The following is a 15,920-nucleotide window of genomic DNA, read 5'->3' on the forward strand; positions in this document are numbered from 1 at the left end:
GGGACCTGTGGGAGGAGCGGCCAACCCCACGCGGGTCGGCCTGTCTGCAGACAGTACAAAGCAAGGAGGCGTCGCGGTGGATACAGGATCGTGTCGGATGCGCGGTCATCGTCCCTCTCCGAGGAGGACGACTGGTGGCATCGGCTCATCGCGGGCCACACCGGTAGAGGTCGCGTCTCTGGAACACGCCGGGCATCACACGTCGGTCAGGGCCCGTACGCGGACGGCGTCCTCGGCGGGGAGGGAGGGCGAGGCGAGGGCCTGGCGCGAGTCCATCGGGCGGTAGGCCGTGCGGGACAGGCCGGTCCAGGTGAACGCGGACCGGGCCGGAACCCGGCGGGACGTGCAGGCGGCCGAGATGCGGCGAGCGGCGCGATCGGTCCAGGGCAGGCCGCACCAGGCGTACAGGTCGCGGAAGCCGTCGAGCGGCGCCGCGCACAGGTCCTCGTAGCGCACGACCATGATGCCGGCGGTACGGCAGGCCACTGTGCGAACGACCTGGTGGGCGACCCGCCACAGCGTGGCCGCCCCCGTGATCACGTCCTGACCGCCGACGACGGACTCCAGCTCGGCGACGTACGGATGGTCGCGGACCAGGAGCGGCTGGCTCAGCAGCTCGCGGACGTCCACCGACCAGCCGAGCCGTTGCCAGCTTCCGGCGAACGACACGGGGTCGCGGACCACGACGATCACCCGGCAGCCGAGGCGGCTCGCGAACCATTCGATGGACAGCAGCGCGAACGGGTCGTCGAGCAGCGCCCGCCGGGCGAGCAGCCGGCCGAGGGCGAAGGCGGTGCCGTACCTGGCCATCCGCGCGAGGTCGCCGGGCCGGTGGTTGCGGCGCAGTTCCGCCCGCCAGCCGTAGCGCAGCGCGACCGTACGGGAGAACGCCGTCAGCCAGGGCGCCTCGTCGTCCGGGCAGATGTACTGGAACCGGTGCGTGACGGACGCGTCGAGCACGCCGGGGGAGCGGCCGGGCGGGCGCTGCGGGTTGAGCGGCTCGTTGACGTAGACCAGGCGGCCGCTCGCCGTGAGCATCCGGCCCACCCAGCTCGTGCCGCTGCGCGGCAGGCCCGTGACCAGCACAGGAGGCCCAGCCGGTGTTGTCACGACGCCGCCCTCCCGGCGCCGCGCGTATTCCCCGCCAGGCAACCGGCCGCGAGGGGCCTGTCGGTGAGGCGGCCCACGCCGAAGGGGCGCAGGCCGTAGCGGCGGGAGACCTGTACGGCGGGCAGCAGGTTCTTCACGAGCACGCCGCCCGACCAGCCCAGCGCGGCTCCCAGCGCGCCGTGCGCGGGGACCAGCAGCACGTCGAGGGCGATCGTCACGGCCACTGCGGTGGACACGTTCGCCAGGCTGGCCCTCGTATGCCCGGCCGCCACGAGCACGACGTCGACCATCCCGCAGGCCGTGGCGACCATCATCGTGGCCGACAGGACGAGCGCGATCGCGACACCTCCCGCGTACGCGGGCCCGAACAGCGACAGCGCCCACGGCGCGAGCGCCGCGTATCCCAGCCAGAGCGGCCACGTCAGCCCGACCAGCCATCTCGTCGTGGTCCGGTACACCCTCCCGGCGGTGCCGAGGTCGCCCTCCGCCAGGGCCCTGACCAGGCGGGCCTGCGCGGCCTGGGCGAGCCCCTGCCCGGCGAGCTGTCCCACCACCTTGAAGCGGGTCGCGGCGGTGTAGACGGCCGCTGCGGCCGGCCCGGCGAGCAGCGCGACGACCACCACGTCGAGCCGCTGGAACACCGACTGCACCGCCGCCGCCACCGACCGGGGCGCGGTGTGCCGCCAGAAGGCGCGCACGTCTCCCACGTCGTACGGCCCGAGGCCGCGCAGCCGGGCGGCGGCGAGCACCGCGCAGGCCACGGAGGGCAGCGCCCAGGCCGCCGCCAGCGCCGCTGGTGGAGCCCCGGCGAGGACGGCCGCGGTGACGAGAGCGAGCTGGCCGAGCGGCTGGACGGCCCCGGAGATCAGCAGGGTGGGCCGCATCGTGCCGAGGCCGCGGGTGGCACAGACGAGCACGTCCGACAGGACCACGAACGGCAGGGCGGCGGCCAGCACCGCCCAGACGCCGGGGGACACGCCGGTCAGCCCGGCCAGCGGACCGGCCGCCAGCCAGACCCCGGCCGCGGCCACGCACGCCAGCGCCGCCACCGGAGCCAGGACCCCCCGCAGCAATCCCGCCGACGCTGCCGGAGGCATCCGTCGATGCGGTGTGCCTGCCGACACCCCCCGCGCCGATCCCGGCGACGCTGCTGGAGGTGGTGTCCGTTGACGCGGTGCGCCTGCCAGGACTCTCCGCTCCGGTTCCGGCGACCCGGCGTTCCGCGCCTGCCTCGTGCCGCTCCCGGCGAGGGCGTGGACGAGGCCGTTGCCGGTGTCGAGGCGTACGACGCCCGCGAGCATCAGGCACGCCGTGGTGGCCGTGAAGAACGCGCCGGCGGCGCGGAGTTCGAGCGTCCGCGTCACCACCAGCACGATCGCGAACTGCCCGATCGCGGCCGTCGCGGCGGCGGCCAGACCGGCGGCGCCGTGCCGCGCGAGCCCATGCCGGAGCAGCTCCCGGCGGAGCCGGCCCAGGCGGAACAGCCAGCGGTTCGCCTCCCCGGTCAGCGTCGCCATGACGGGTCGGCTCCCAGCCAGCGGACGAGCAGGGCGTCCCACGGCTCGAAGTGCTCGTGCAGGCGGCGGCGCACCGACTCGGGCACGACGCCCGTACGCGGGCGGGCGTTGTGCCGTGCGAACTCCACGCCGCCGATCCGGGGCAGGTCCAGGAACTCCAGCACCCGGTCGTACGCGGAGGCCGGATCGTCGAACATCCGCCCGCTGTCGAGCACGAGGATCCGGTCGCGGCCCAGGAGGGGCTCCAGCCGGGCCAGTTGCTCGGCGTACCGGCCACGGGCGAGATAGGCGTGGTGCCGGTGGGCGGCGCTCACGTAGCCGGGCACGTCGCGCAGTCGTTCGACCTCCCCTGCGAGGCGGAGCGGTTCGAGCTCGACGGCGCGCTCGAAGCTCGGCTCGGTCTCGTAGCCCCGCGCCAGCTCGTGGGCGTGGGCGGAGCAGGCCCGCTCGACCGGGTCACGGACCAGGACGATCAGCTTGACGCCGGGCAGGTCGGCGGCGATCCGGGCGCCCGCGAGGGGATGGAAGAGGTAGTAGGGGGTGGATTCAAAGGCCTGAACGCGGCCGCCGTGCCTGCGGCCCAGCGCCCTGGCCGTGGTCACCAGCGGGAAGTGGGCGCGATACCAGGGCAGGCCCCGGTCGTAGGCCATGTCGAAGTAGTGGACGCCCTTGCGCAGCACCGGCTTCATGACGAGCGGGTGGCGTGACAGCGCGCGGTAGAGCGAGGTCGTGCCGCACCGCTGCGCCCCGGCGATGAGGAACGAGGGGAGCACCCGCGCCTCCGTGGTGAGCCGTCCGGCGGCGAACGAGACCGCGTGGGCCGAGCGCTTCAGTACGGACGTCATGGTCGCCCCTTCCGTCGTCCCGGGACGGATGAGGCTTTCCCGCGCGCTCGGGCGCGTCCGAAAGGTTTCACAGGAGGCACTCCAGGTGGTCGATGACGGGGTTGAGCCAGATGGCGGGGGACCCGAGCGGCTCGTGGCCGTCGCGGTGGTGCCGCTCGGCGAGGGTGATCAGGTAGTGGGCGGCCGTGCGACGCGCTGCGGTGGCGTCGGCGCCGAACGGCTCCAGGATCCGGCCCGCCTGGGCCAGGCAGGCGCGGGCGGCGACCGGGGGAGACATCCGGCGCAGCGCCCGGTGCAAGAAGTGGTGCAGCGCGTCGAAGCCCACGGGCACGCCGACGGCGAACCGCTCCCAGTCCCACACGAGCAGCCGTCCGTCCGCGCCCGCCGCCGTGTTCCACGGAGTGAAGTCCCCGTGCCACGCCGCCGTCCGGCCGCGGCCCGCGTACGGGCCGGCGTGCAGGTCACCGGGCGGACCGTCGTGACGCATGGGTGTGGGGCCGCCTGCGGCCTGGCTGGTACGGGGGCCGAGGGCGGCGATCTCCTGGACGGCCGAGGCGAGCAGGCCGGCGGGTACCCCGCATGAGGTGACGGGGCGGCAGAAGACGGAGTGGAAGGCGACGGGGCGGGAGGGGACGGGCAGGGGCGACAGCGCCAGCACCTCCAGACCTCGCCACACACCCTGATGCAGCACCGTGGGCGGCACGACGACCTTGAGCGGCCGGTCGGCGAGTCCGCGCAGCACCTCGCCCTCGTGCCGCACCAGTTCGCGCGCTCGCTCGGAGTCGCCGATCTTCACGAACGCCACGAGCCCGGAGGCGTCGTACGCCTCCAGGACCGGCTTGCGGTTGGCCCGGCGGGCGGGCCTGACGTGGACGACGACGCGCACGCGACGGCCGAGGACCTCGCTCAGGTGTGTCTCGATCGTGCCGGACGCCCCGCCGGTCCGCAGGCCGCGGCCCAGCGCCGCGTGCCACCAGGCGCGGGGGACGACCCGCCGGGGGACGAGGCGGTGCGGCAACACGGTGCGCGCTGTCACCCCGGCGGGCGGGAAGTCCTCCCCGGCGGGCGGGAACAGCGCTTCCAGCACCTCGTCGAGGTAGCGGAGCCGGACGGTCGCGTCCCTCATGGCCGCCGCCGATCGCCGGGGAACGCACCGGTGGCCGTCGTGGCTCCGTTGCGCCAGAGGAGGGCGAAGGAGATCAGGTAGAGGGTCAGGGCGCTCACCAGCCCGTCGTAGACGACCATGTAGAGCAGCACGAGGATCATCACGAGCGTCCCCGCCTTGCCGATGGGCGACCGGTCGGCCCAGTAGCGCCGCACCGCTCCGGCGAAGAAGGCGACGTACAGCAGCGCCCCCGTGAAGCCCTGGCTGATGAGCAGCAGCCACAGGTGCCCGTCGCTCCCGAGCGGGGGATGGCCGCAGTCGGGGCACCACGCGCTGCGGCCCGTCGTGGCCGTGCGGTGACTGCCGTACGCGGTGCGGGTGTTGCCGTAGCCGATGACCGGGGACGAGGTCGCGACCCGGACCGTGGTCGCGACCGTGAAGGCCCGGATGCCGTTGCTCTGTGGATTGTCCAGGCGCTGGGCGACGATCCCGCTCAGCGGCGACAGCAGGAACGCGACCCCGGCGACGGCCGCGACCAGGCCCGCGAGGAGGGGGCGTCCGCCCCGGACGGCCAGGTACGCCGCCGAGACGCCGAGCCCGATCCACAGGCCCCGGTTCAGCGAGTAGACGACCGGGACCGCCGCGACGGCGAGCAGCAGCACGGCCGCCGCCCGCCGGTACGGCCCGCCGTAGGTCCACCAGCCCACCACGAACCAGATCACCAGCACCGAGACGTCGCTGCCCCAGGCGTTGGCCCACTCGAACGGCGCCTCCGGGCGCGGCGAGGCGTGCCCGAGCACGTGCTGCACCTGGGCCGCCGTCGGATGGATCAGGTTGGCGACGAACGGGTTGCCGCCGAGCCACGACGGCAGCGCCATCTCCAGTGGCGAGGTGAACTCGAAGCGCGGGACGAGGACGCCGAGCAGGCCGCCCGCGACGGCAGTCAGGAACAGCGCGCCGAGCCACCTCACCAGCGTGCGCTGCGGCAGCTCCGCCATGCTCAGGTTGCCCAGGTAGAGCACCATGATCAGGAGCGCGACGTAGACCGCGAGCCGCATCAGGTAGCCGATGACCCGGCCGGTGCCGAGCTCGCCGTAGGTGCCGTCCGGGGTCTCGGCGAGCGTGAGCGCGCTGACGAGGTAGCCCACGAGCAGCAGCGCCCACAGGCCGAACCCCTTCGGCACCCTTATCGGCCGCCTGCGCCACAGCACCACCGCCATCGGCACGGCCAGCACCACCACCGACAGGGCTCCCAGGCCGAGCGCCCACCAGAGCGGGTAGCCCAGAAGGAGCGCCCCGATCGGCCACGCCGCCGCGGACGCCCGCCCTGGTCCTGTCGCCGGTCCTGTCGCCGGTCTGCTCATCGGCACGCGATGCCTGCCACACGCCGGTTCACGTTCCGGTGCGGGTGGCGGGGCGTCCGCGGCCTCCCGGCGCTTCGCGTGCGCGGGCCGGGCCGCCGACAGCCGCCCGCTCCCGCCCAAGCCGTACGGCGGGGGAGCGTCCGGGCCGGGAGACGCGGCGTACGGCGGGGGATCGATGCGGCCGGGGAAGGCGGCGTGTGGCGTCGGTGACGTCAAGCGCTCCACCTCGTGGGCTCCGTGACGGGCTCGGGAACGGGCGGGGTGAATCCCTGAGGCACGGTGACCACGCCGAGGACCCGCGCTCCCTGCCGCCCGAGCTGCCGTACGACCCGGGTGACCTCGGTGGAGGTCGTCCGCCTGAGACCGACGAGAAGCAGGGCGGCGTCCGGGTGGGCGGCGCGGCCGGTCACGACCGTCACCGGCACGAGGTGGGCGAGCGCGGCGCCGAGTCCCCTGGCGAGCTGCCTGGCGGCGCCGTCCGCCCCGGCCCGCCTGGCCCCGCTGTCGGTCCCCGCCCGCCTGGCCCTGCCGCCGTCCCGCCGAGGTCCGGTGTCGGTCCCGACGCCCTCGACGAGCAGCCGGTGCGGTCCGCCACCGAGAGACGTGGCGACGGTGGCGGCCATCTCGCCGAGGATCTCCGGATCAGGTCTGACCGGCAGTTCGGCGAGCAGGGGCAGGCCGCACATCCGCTCGACATCCGCACAGGTGCGCAGTCGCCGGTCCGTGTGGTCGCGGGCGAAGGCGGCGCCCGCCCCCGCGAGTATCCCGAGGAACAGGCCGCTGCCCAGATAGAGCGGAGGGCTGGGACTGCCGGCCCGCGCGGGCGGCCGGGCTGGACTGATCACCGTGCCCGGCGTGACCGCGACCGTCCTGAGCGCGTCGTAGCGCAGGGTGAGATCCGACACCTGGCGGGCCAGCACGGCCTGCCGCCGGGCCGCTCCCAGCCGGGCCGTGGGATCAGCCTGCCCAGTCGTACGCGTGGTCTGCCCGGTCTGCGCGGCAGCCTGAGTGGTTCCGGCGGCCTCGTCCAGGTCGTCCTCGACCTGGCGCAGCCGCGCGGAGATGAGCTTGAGCTGGGCGGCGAGCGCGTCCTCGGCGGAACGGGCGCGATTGCGCAGGTACGCCTCCGCGTACGCCTGGGCGCCCGCCGCCGCGGCCCCGGGATCGTACGCCGTGTAGGAAATGGAGAGAATGGCGGAATTGGGTGGCACGTCCACCATGACGTGTTCCCGTAATTCCTCCGGATCCTGATATTTCAGAGTTCTGGCGGCAAGGGCGGATACGACCGCCGATCGGGCGACCTGTGATTCGGTGTCGAGATTGAGTGGTTCGCGTTGCCGGGTGCTGGGTGTGTTGAGTTGTTCCTGTACGCCGGTCGGCAGCACCTGCACCTGGGCGACCGCCGTGTAGCGCGCGGGGGTCGCCGCCAGCGCCGCGGCCCCGCCGCCCACTCCGGCCAGCAGGCAGGCGGTCACGACCAGCCGCCTGCGCCGGAGCACCGAACCGTACTCCCCGATGTCCCGGCTGTGCGGCGGCAGGCTCATGGACATCTCCGTGCGCTCGTTCGTCACCCCGCCGCGGTCGCGGCACAGCGGCGGCACGCCGTCGGAGACGGGCGCGTCCGCGGTCCCGGCGGCCCTCCGGCGTGACCCGATTTCGAACTATAGGCGGCGGCGGGATTTCGCCCCCGGCTATTGCTGAATTTCCTCAGGACAATGACCGCCAATTAGCTACTTAAAACCCGCTATTTCGGTAGATGTGAGATCGAGAAAACGGCCTCGGAATCCGGGGAATCGGTGGGATGGTGTTCACCCATCCATTGCGGGGACAGGGGGCGCGATGAGACGGATCGCCGGCATGGGCGTACTGGTGGCGGGGGCGTGCCTGGCCGCCTGCGGGGGCACCGCGACGGGCGGCACCACCGCAGGGGGCGCGGGATCGGGAGACCACACGGCTCAGGGAGACAGCCGCGGGCCGGGAGACGACGCCGGCTTGGGCGGCATCGTGGGGCCGGGCACGCCGGGGAACGGCGCCGCGCGGACGCAGGCCGCCTGCGCGGTCACGGACAAGCTGATCCCGACGTGCGGGGCGTGGTGGGGGATAGCGCCCGACGTCTTCTCCGGGCGCGGCCCGGTCCGGGCGATCGAGCTCGCCGAGAGGCGGATGGGCCGCAGGGCCGACATCGTGCACGTCTACCACCGGGGCGGCGAGCTCTTCCCGACCGCCGAGGAGCGGGAGGTGGCGAAGGGACCCCGGCTGCTGCTGGTCAACTGGAAGCCCGCGCTCGACCACACCTGGGCGGAGGTCGCCCGCGGCGACGTGGACGGGCGGATCGACCGGCTCGCCGACCACGTCAGGCGCACCTTCCCCGGCCGGTTCTTCCTCACGATCCACCACGAGCCGGAGAACGACGTACGCGAGGGCGGGGGATACTCGGCGGCCGACTACACCGCCATGTTCCGCCACGTCGTGACCCGTCTGCGGGAGCGGGGCGTGCGCAACGCGGTGACCGTGATGACCTATATGGGCGCGCCCAACTGGGCGGCCAGGCCGTGGTTCGGCCGGCTCTACCCGGGCGACGACGTGGTCGACTGGGTGGCGTTCGACCCCTACGCCGACGGCCGGGTGGGCGACTTCGCCGCACTGGTCGACAAGACCCGTCCCGACGTGCCGGGCTGGCCGGGGTTCTACCGGTGGATGCAGGCCAGGTTCCCGGCGAAGCCGATCATGGTCGCCGAGTGGGGCGCGTTCGAGCGGCCGGACGCGCCGCACTTCAAGCGCGACTTCTTCGACTCCGTCGCCCGCCAGATCGGGAACTATCCCCAGATCAAGGCGCTGGTCTACTTCGACTCGCCGCTGGCGCCCCGGGGGGACACCCGGTTCGACACCACGCCCGGCGCCACCCGGGCGTTCGCCCAGCTCGGCCGGGACCGCCGCTTCACCTCCACGCCGGTGCCGGCCTCCTGACCCGCCCGCTTCACCGGCCGCGGCGGCGCTCCCCCGCGAGGCGCCGGAATCGGGCGACAAGGGTCTTCACCCACCGTTCGGCCGATCTTCACGTCGGGCGTGCGGTCCGCGTCACGACGCGTTCCTAGCCTGAGCTGGTCGCAGACACCCCCCTGTGGAGGACAGCCATGCCGTCCCGCCGGATCACCGCTCTCGCCGCCGCCCTCACGCTGTCCGCCGCCTCCCTGGGCCTGTGGGCCGCCGGCGGCTTCAGCGCCCAGGCGGCCACGTTGCCGACGCCCGACCACACGGTGGTCGTGGTCTTCGAGAACCACGCCTACTCCCAGATCATCGGCAGCTCCAGCGCGCCGTACATCAACTCGCTGAAGAGCGGCGGGGCCAATCTGACCGCGTTCTACGCCGAGACCCACCCCAGCCAGCCCAACTACTTCGCCATGTTCTCCGGGTCGACGCAGGGCATCACCGACGACTCCTGCTACACCCCCGGCTTCAGCTCCAAGCCCAACCTGGCGTCGGAACTGATCGCGGCGGGCAGGAGCTGGGCCAGCTACAACGAGACGCTGCCCAGCCAGGGCTCGACCACGTGCAGCAGCGGAAACTACGCGCGCAAGCACAACCCCTGGTTCGGGTTCTCCAACGTGCCGACGTCCACCGCGTACACGTTCGCCCAGTTCCCCACCGACTTCACCAAGCTGCCGACGGTGTCGTTCGTCGTCCCGAACCTGTGCAGCGACATGCACGACTGCTCGGTGTCCACCGGTGACACCTGGCTGAAGAACAAACTCGGCGCGTACGCGACCTGGGCCAAGACCCACAACAGCCTGCTCGTGGTCACCTTCGACGAGGACAACCGGCTGAGCGGCAACCGCATCGCCACCGTGCTGTACGGGCAGCCGGTGCGGGCGGGATCGTCCTCCGGGACCACCTACAACCACTACAACCTGCTGCGCACCATCGAGGACATGTACGGCACCGCCCACGCGGGCAACGCGGCGTCGGCGTCTGCCGTCTCCGGCGTCTGGAACTGACCGCGTGTATCTCGCGGACAGTCGCGGCGCGCCCGCCGCCGTCGAGCACCGGGGACGGCGGTGGGCCGCGGTTCCGGGAACCGTGCTGGCCCTGGGCGCGGTGAGCCTGATCACGGACGTGTCGGCGGAGATGGTCACCGCCGTGCTGCCGCTCTACCTCGTCTCGGGACTGGGGCTGTCCCCGCTCGGCTTCGGCGTGCTGGACGGCGTCTACAACGGGGTCGGCGCCCTGGTGAGGCTGGCCGGAGGCCACCTCGCCGACGGCGGGGGCGGGCGGCACAAGGCGGTCGCCGTGGCCGGCTACGGACTGTCGGCGCTGTGCAAGCCGCTGCTGCTGGTCGCCCACACCCTGCCGGTGATCGGCGCGGTGCTGGCCCTCGACCGTACGGGCAAGGGCCTGCGCACCGCGCCCCGGGACGCCCTCATCTCCCTGGCCACCCCGCCGGAGCGCCGGGGGCGCGCGTTCGGCGTGCACCGGGCGATGGACACCACCGGAGCCCTCTGCGGGCCCGTCCTGGCGTTCCTGGTGCTCGGAGTGGCGGCGGAGGGCTACGACGCCGTGTTCACGGTCAGTTCCTGCGTCGCCGCGCTGGGCGTGGTGGTGCTGGTGCTCTTCGTCCCCGGCCGTCCCGCCCGTGCCGACGCGAACGGCAGAGCCGTCGGCATCGACGCCGACGTCAACGCGAACATCAATGCCGCCGACACCACGCGTGCCGCCCACACTACGAGCGCCGCCCACACCGCCGACGCTCACGGGAGCGCGGCGTCCTCCGGTCCGCTCCGGGTGACCGCGCTCCTGCGGATGCCCGGCGTACGGCGGCTTGCGGCGTGCGCGGTGCTGCTGGGGCTGACCACGGTGAGCGACTCCTTCGTCTACCTGCTGCTGCAGCGCAGGTTCGAGGTGCCCGCGCAGTGGTTCCCCCTGCTGCCGCTCGGGACCGCGGCCGCCTTCCTGCTGCTGGCCGTGCCCGCCGGCGTGGTCGCCGACCGGATCGGGCGGCGGCGGTTGTTCCTGCTCGGGCACCTGGCGCTGCTCGGTGCGTACGGGCTCGTGCTGGCGGCCCCCGGCGGGCCGCTGCCGGCGGTGGTGGCGGTGCTCGTCCTGCACGGCGCCTTCTACGCGGCGACCGACGGCGTGCTGGCGGCCGCGGTGACCGGCCTCGTGCCGGAGGCGATGCGGGCGAGAGGGCTGGCCCTGGTGGGCACCGGCCAGGCCCTCGCCCGGTTCGCCTGCTCGATCGCCTTCGGCGCCGCCTGGACGGCCTGGGGCGACGGCCCGGCGCTGGCCGTCGCGGCGGCGGGGCTGGCGATCTCCACCCCCGCCGCGATCGCCGCCCTGCGCTCGCCGGCGCGCCCTTCCGCGCAGCGGACAGCCTGAGCATGTGACGGAAAGGAACCCCGTGCCCGTCCCGCGCCGTCTGACGGTCCTGCTGGCCGCGGTCCTGCTCCTCGGGGGCCTGTCCGTCTGGGCGGTGGTGCACGCCGCCGACCGGGCGGAGAGCCGGAGCCTGCCGCGGGCGGGGGAGCCCGCCGCCGGACCGGGAGCGGTCACGCTCGCGGCGGGACACGAGCGCAGGATGCTCTTCCGGACGATGGCGTGGGGTCCGCACCGCGACGAGGTGGTCTCCGTGCCCGCGGATGACCCGGGGGGCCCGCGCGTCTCGGCGGGGGTGCGGTGCCTGCGCTTCCACGCCTCGTCCGGCACCGGCGCCTGTCTCCAGGCCGTGCACGGCTCGCTGGGCGACACCTACCGGGCCGTGGTGCTCGACGCGCGCCTGCGGGAGCGGCGCGCGTTCCCCCTCGCCGGCATCCCCACCCGCACGAGGGTCTCGCCGTCCGGCCGCATGGCGGCGTGGACCGTCTTCGTGAGCGGCGACTCGTACGCGGGGACGAACTTCTCCACCCGCACCTCGATCCTGGACACGCGCACCTGGTCCCTGCAGGACAACCTGGAGACCTACCGCGTCGTCAAGGACGGCCGTCCCTATCACGCGGCCGACGTCAACCTGTGGGGGGTGACCTTCGCCGACGACGGCCACTTCTGGGTCACCCTCGCGACCGGGGGCCGGACGTGGTTGGCCCGTGGCGACGTCGCCGCCCGCACCCTGACCACGGTCCGGCGGAACGTGGAGTGCCCGTCGCTCTCCCCGGACGGCACCCGCGTCGCGTTCAAGAAACGGGTGCCCGGCCTGCCCGAGGACGCGCCGTGGCGGCTGTACGTCCTCGACCTCCGGACTATGCGGGAGACCCCGGTCGCCGAGCGGCGCAGCGTCGACGACCAGGCGGTGTGGCTCGACGCCCGCACGCTCGGCTACGCCCTGCCGGGGGACTTCGGCGCCGATATCTGGACGGCGCCGGCGGACGGCTCGGGCGCCCCGCGCCGCCTGCTCACCGCGGCGCTCGCGCCCGTCGTCGTCGAATGAGCGCCGTGGTCGGAGTGAGCGCCGTGGTCGAGTGAGCTCTGTGGTCGAGTGAGCTCTGTGGTCGAGTGAGCGTCGCCACTCTCGCCGGAAGCCCGGCGAGGTGCGGCTAACGGATCCAGCCGCCCGAGGTGACGAGGTTCAGCACGGACCCGACCGCGCGCTCGACCGTCACTCCGGTGGTGTCGAGGACGAGGTCGGCGTCCTCCGGCTCCTCGTACGGGTCGGAGACGCCGGTGAACTCCGGGATCAGCCCGGCCCGCGCCTTGGCGTACAGGCCCTTGCGGTCGCGCCGCTCGCACTCCTCCAGCGGCGTGGCCACGTGGACCAGCAGGAAGTCGCCGCCGACCTCCGCGACCATCGCCCGCACCTCGTCCCGGGTCGCGGCGTACGGCGCGATGGGCGCGCAGATCGCCAGGCCGCCGTGCCGGGCGACCTCGGCGGCGACGAATCCGATCCGGCGGATGTTCAGGTCGCGGTCCTCCCGCGAGAACGTCAGCCCGGCCGACAGCAGGCGGCGCACGACGTCGCCGTCCAGGTAGGTGACGGTGCGGCCGCCCCGCTCCAGCAGCGCGTCGCGCAGCCCCCGCGCGATCGTCGACTTGCCCGAGCCGGACAGCCCGGTGAAGAACACGACGAGGCCCCGCCGGTGCGGCGGCCCGGGGATCGTGACCGGCGCGGGGCCGGCGTAGTGCTCGGTGGCGCCGTAGTTGCGGGCCACGTGCTCACGGAGTTCGAGGTCGATCTCGGCGTCCTCGCGCGGCGCGAGCGGCACCGCGACCACCATCGCCCCGGGCAGCCGCTCGGCCGCCTTGAGCGCGGCCCGCACCACCGCGGGACCCGCCTCGCCGAAGACCAGGGGCATCAGGAGCACGGCCGCGTCCAGTTCCTCCGCGGTCGCCGCGACGTCGTCGAGCGCGGCCGAGTCGAGCGGCCCGCGCATGGTCACCGCGAGGACCTCGCCGCCGTCCGGCAGGTCCTTGCGCACCTCCTCCGGCGTACGGCGCAGCCGCGAGAACGGGCCGTAGACGGGGGCGTCGAGCGCCTCGACCGGCCCGGCCGCGTGGTGCCCGTCGCGCTCGGTGACGGTCAGCACCGCGACCGCCGCGCCCTCGGGGTCCTTCAGCGTCACCCGGTCCCCGGGCCCGATCTCGTCGGGCAGCGCGATGGTGACCGGGTCGGGCCAGGGAGCGCCGCCGGGCAGCCGCCCGCGCCCGGCCACGCTCTCCACCTCCGCCGCGGTGAGGAAGCCGGTCAGCGGCGCGTACGCCCCGGACAGCAGTAGCTCAAGGTCGGCCAGCTCACGCGCGTCGGGCGTCCACTCGATCATGATTTCCGCTTCGTGGGTCGGTGGGTCGTCGGATGGTCAGGAAACCTTACCCCGGAGTACGGCGGGCCGCCCGTGCCCGTTGCCCCGCCCGTTCCCCGCACGTCTTCCCCGCGCCTCGCGATCGATTCCACGGCGCATTTCCTTCAGGCCGACCTTTTTCGCATAATACAATCCTATGTGCAAATCAGATCATTGTGGATAAATCTACACATAGTAGCCCTGTTGTGAAAGAGGCTCTTTTAGTGGGGCGGTATTCGGTCTAATGTCTGTCGGGCGGAGCGGAAGAAGGAAAAGGAGTGACTGTGGCGAACAAAGGACGCACGTTCATGTCTGCCGGGATGCTGCGGGCGACGATGCAGCTGGCCCTGGTCAAGAATCCGGTCACCGTCTACCGGAACTTCAGGCGCACCTACAAGACGATATCCACCGTCCGGCTCGGCCCCTACCCCAAAGCGATCCATTCCCTCGACGACGGCCGGTCGGCGGTGAGTCACTACTTTTCGGTCATGCGGCAGATCGGCGCACTCGACAAGCCCGACGACGACCTGCGAGTCATCCTCTTCCCGGAATTCGCCCTCAACGGGGTGATCGAACAGGGGCCGGGCGACGGCACGACCAACAGCCAGCTCGTCCACTCGGCCGCGAACCCGCACAGCGAGGAAACCGCCCGGGCTGTCTTCGACGAAATCCACGCGCAGCTCTCCAAGTTGTCCCCCGGATTCGTCGTGGCGGCGGGCGGAATCGCCGTCGACACCGGTGAGACGCTCCCCAGCGGCAAGAAAAAGGGGATGAACGTGGGGGCCGTGCTGGAATCGCACGAGCAGACCCGTGTCTACTTCTCCAAGCACAACGAGAGTGGCATCGACGGCTGGGACTCCAATCGGTACGAGGTGCAGCCGGGCACAGGTCCGATCGCGCGGACCGTCAAGGACCCGTCGGGTGGCCGGTCCGCCACCTTGGGCGCGATCATCTGCCTCGACATGATCAAGGGCCCCTTCTCGGAGGAATTCCGCGAACTGGACCTGGTGGCCGTGTCATCCGCGGGAACCCCCCACTGGAGGCGGATGTGGATCGAGAATTCCCCGGTCGGCGCGCAGACCGAGATCGCGGTGGCCGACTCCATGATGGGCGGACGGATCGGAGGCGGGCTGTTCGTCCGGGGCGAGTCGCCGAAGCACCCCTACCTCAAGGGACTGCACACGCTCGCGGGCCGGGGGCTGCTCGGCGACATTCTGCTCGCGGCCTACGACTACTTCCTCGCCGTCAGGCCCGGCGACGCGCTCGGCGACCGGCCCGACTACGTCATCCGGGGCGAGAAGGGGTACGAGGTCGACGGCATCCTCGTCTGGACCAGCGACCCACGTGAACTGCCCGAACTGCCGCGAGTGGTGAAGCATCTGGACGAGAACACCGACACATGATCCTCACGAGGGCCGGACATCGGCGGCGACGTCCGGTCCTTGTGTTGTCGATCCCGCGACGGGTGCGGGTCAGATGAGGCGGGCGAAGTGGTTCTGGGGCCGCCGGATCACCATGGTGATCTCGTCCTCGGTGCCGTTGAGTCCGCCCCGCGAGAGCGCGGCCACGGCCCGGCAGACCAGGGCGACCAGGGTGGGGTGCGGACCCCGCCGGGCCGAACCGCTCACCGCCGAGTAGTCCTCCGCGATCATGAGCCCGCGCATCAGGCAGTACGCCTGGACGCCCTCGCGCGAGGCCAGCGGCTCGTAGACCGCCGGCAGCGGTCCCACGGACCCGGCCGGGGCGAACGCCCGCCACACCGTCCGCCGGAACCAGCCGGGGATGGTCCGGTCGCAGAAGCCGTACGCCGACCTGCGGTCGCGCATCTTGAGCAGCAGCAGCCCGCCGGGGCGCAGCCCGGCGACGAGCCGGTCGAGGACGAGCTCGGCGTGGCGGATGCGTTCGAGCAGGAACGACACGTAGACGACGTCGAAGGAGCGCGGCGGGATCGGCACCAGGCGCAGGTCGCCCAGGTAGGACGCCTCCAGGTCGTCGCGGGCGGCGGTGCGCGCCCGCAGGGCCGGGAGGTCCTCGTCCACCCCCGTCATCCTGGGCTCGTACCGTCCGACGTCGAGCACGCCGCCCCGGCCGCACCCGGCGATGAGGATGTCGAGCCGCCGCCCGAGCTGGTCGGTCCACTGTTCGCGGATCCGCTGACTGAACACGTCGTCCTGGTCGGCGGACGACACCCGAACCTCTGTCATGACACCGAGAGT

General features: G+C 73.0%; 13 protein-coding genes. 5 read left to right on the top strand and 8 right to left on the bottom strand.

Annotated elements, in window-relative coordinates:
* Positions 1–195: 195 nt before the first annotated feature.
* From HHX37_RS23150 to HHX37_RS23175, 6 genes are all read right to left on the bottom strand, one after another.
* Positions 196–1,110, bottom strand: a complete 915-nt coding sequence (locus tag HHX37_RS23150; RefSeq protein ID WP_182886726.1) for a sulfotransferase — start codon at positions 1,108–1,110, stop codon at positions 196–198.
* On the bottom strand, positions 1,107–2,627 hold the full coding sequence (locus tag HHX37_RS23155) for a lipopolysaccharide biosynthesis protein (protein ID WP_182886727.1): 1,521 nt from the start codon (positions 2,625–2,627) through the stop codon (positions 1,107–1,109). Before HHX37_RS23155 ends, HHX37_RS23150 begins: the two co-directional genes overlap by 4 nt.
* The gene (locus HHX37_RS23160; RefSeq protein ID WP_182875617.1) at positions 2,615–3,472 is read right to left on the bottom strand and encodes a sulfotransferase domain-containing protein; all 858 of its coding nucleotides are present in this window, start codon (positions 3,470–3,472) and stop codon (positions 2,615–2,617) included. The genes HHX37_RS23155 and HHX37_RS23160 overlap by 13 nt, the downstream gene beginning before the upstream one ends.
* 67 nt (positions 3,473–3,539) lie before the next feature.
* A complete protein-coding gene (locus HHX37_RS23165; protein WP_182886728.1) occupies positions 3,540–4,598 on the bottom strand; it encodes a hypothetical protein in 1,059 nt (352 codons plus the stop codon).
* On the bottom strand, positions 4,595–6,157 hold the full coding sequence (locus HHX37_RS23170) for a hypothetical protein (RefSeq protein ID WP_259406666.1): 1,563 nt from the start codon (positions 6,155–6,157) through the stop codon (positions 4,595–4,597). Before HHX37_RS23170 ends, HHX37_RS23165 begins: the two co-directional genes overlap by 4 nt.
* Positions 6,154–7,485: a Wzz/FepE/Etk N-terminal domain-containing protein gene (locus tag HHX37_RS23175; protein ID WP_182886729.1), complete on the bottom strand. Its 1,332-nt coding sequence runs from the start codon at positions 7,483–7,485 to the stop codon at positions 6,154–6,156. The genes HHX37_RS23170 and HHX37_RS23175 overlap by 4 nt, the downstream gene beginning before the upstream one ends.
* A 295-nt stretch (positions 7,486–7,780) precedes the next feature.
* Between HHX37_RS23175 and HHX37_RS23180 the strand changes: the two genes are divergently transcribed.
* The 4 genes from HHX37_RS23180 (at position 7,781) to HHX37_RS23195 (ending at position 12,359) form a co-directional block, all read left to right on the top strand.
* The gene (locus HHX37_RS23180; RefSeq protein ID WP_182886730.1) at positions 7,781–8,908 is read left to right on the top strand and encodes a glycoside hydrolase family 26 protein; all 1,128 of its coding nucleotides are present in this window, start codon (positions 7,781–7,783) and stop codon (positions 8,906–8,908) included.
* Between the two features lie 167 nt (positions 8,909–9,075).
* Positions 9,076–9,936, top strand: a complete 861-nt coding sequence (locus tag HHX37_RS23185) for an alkaline phosphatase family protein (RefSeq protein ID WP_182886731.1) — start codon at positions 9,076–9,078, stop codon at positions 9,934–9,936.
* A 4-nt stretch (positions 9,937–9,940) separates the two neighbouring features.
* Positions 9,941–11,314: an MFS transporter gene (locus tag HHX37_RS23190; RefSeq protein WP_182886732.1), complete on the top strand. Its 1,374-nt coding sequence runs from the start codon at positions 9,941–9,943 to the stop codon at positions 11,312–11,314.
* Positions 11,315–11,318: 4 nt separating this feature from the next.
* Positions 11,319–12,359, top strand: coding sequence for a hypothetical protein (locus HHX37_RS23195; protein WP_310740484.1), 1,041 nt, complete (start codon positions 11,319–11,321; stop codon positions 12,357–12,359).
* A gap of 106 nt (positions 12,360–12,465) precedes the next feature.
* On the opposite strand, the gene cysC is transcribed toward HHX37_RS23195, so the two are convergent.
* Entirely contained in the window at positions 12,466–13,689 is a 1,224-nt protein-coding gene (gene cysC, locus HHX37_RS23200; RefSeq protein WP_396776534.1) for an adenylyl-sulfate kinase, read from the bottom strand.
* A gap of 299 nt (positions 13,690–13,988) precedes the next feature.
* On the opposite strand from cysC, the gene HHX37_RS23205 reads away from it, so the two are divergent.
* Positions 13,989–15,107 (top strand): hypothetical protein, encoded by a 1,119-nt coding sequence (locus tag HHX37_RS23205; RefSeq protein WP_182886734.1) that lies wholly within the window; start codon positions 13,989–13,991, stop codon positions 15,105–15,107.
* A gap of 69 nt (positions 15,108–15,176) precedes the next feature.
* Here HHX37_RS23205 and HHX37_RS23210 read toward each other — a convergent pair whose 3' ends face one another.
* Positions 15,177–15,908, bottom strand: a complete 732-nt coding sequence (locus HHX37_RS23210; RefSeq protein ID WP_182875624.1) for a methyltransferase domain-containing protein — start codon at positions 15,906–15,908, stop codon at positions 15,177–15,179.
* Positions 15,909–15,920: the final 12 nt, after the last annotated feature.

It is taken from the genome of Microbispora sp. H10885, from assembly GCF_014161415.1.
Lineage (GTDB): Bacteria > Actinomycetota > Actinomycetes > Streptosporangiales > Streptosporangiaceae > Microbispora > Microbispora triticiradicis.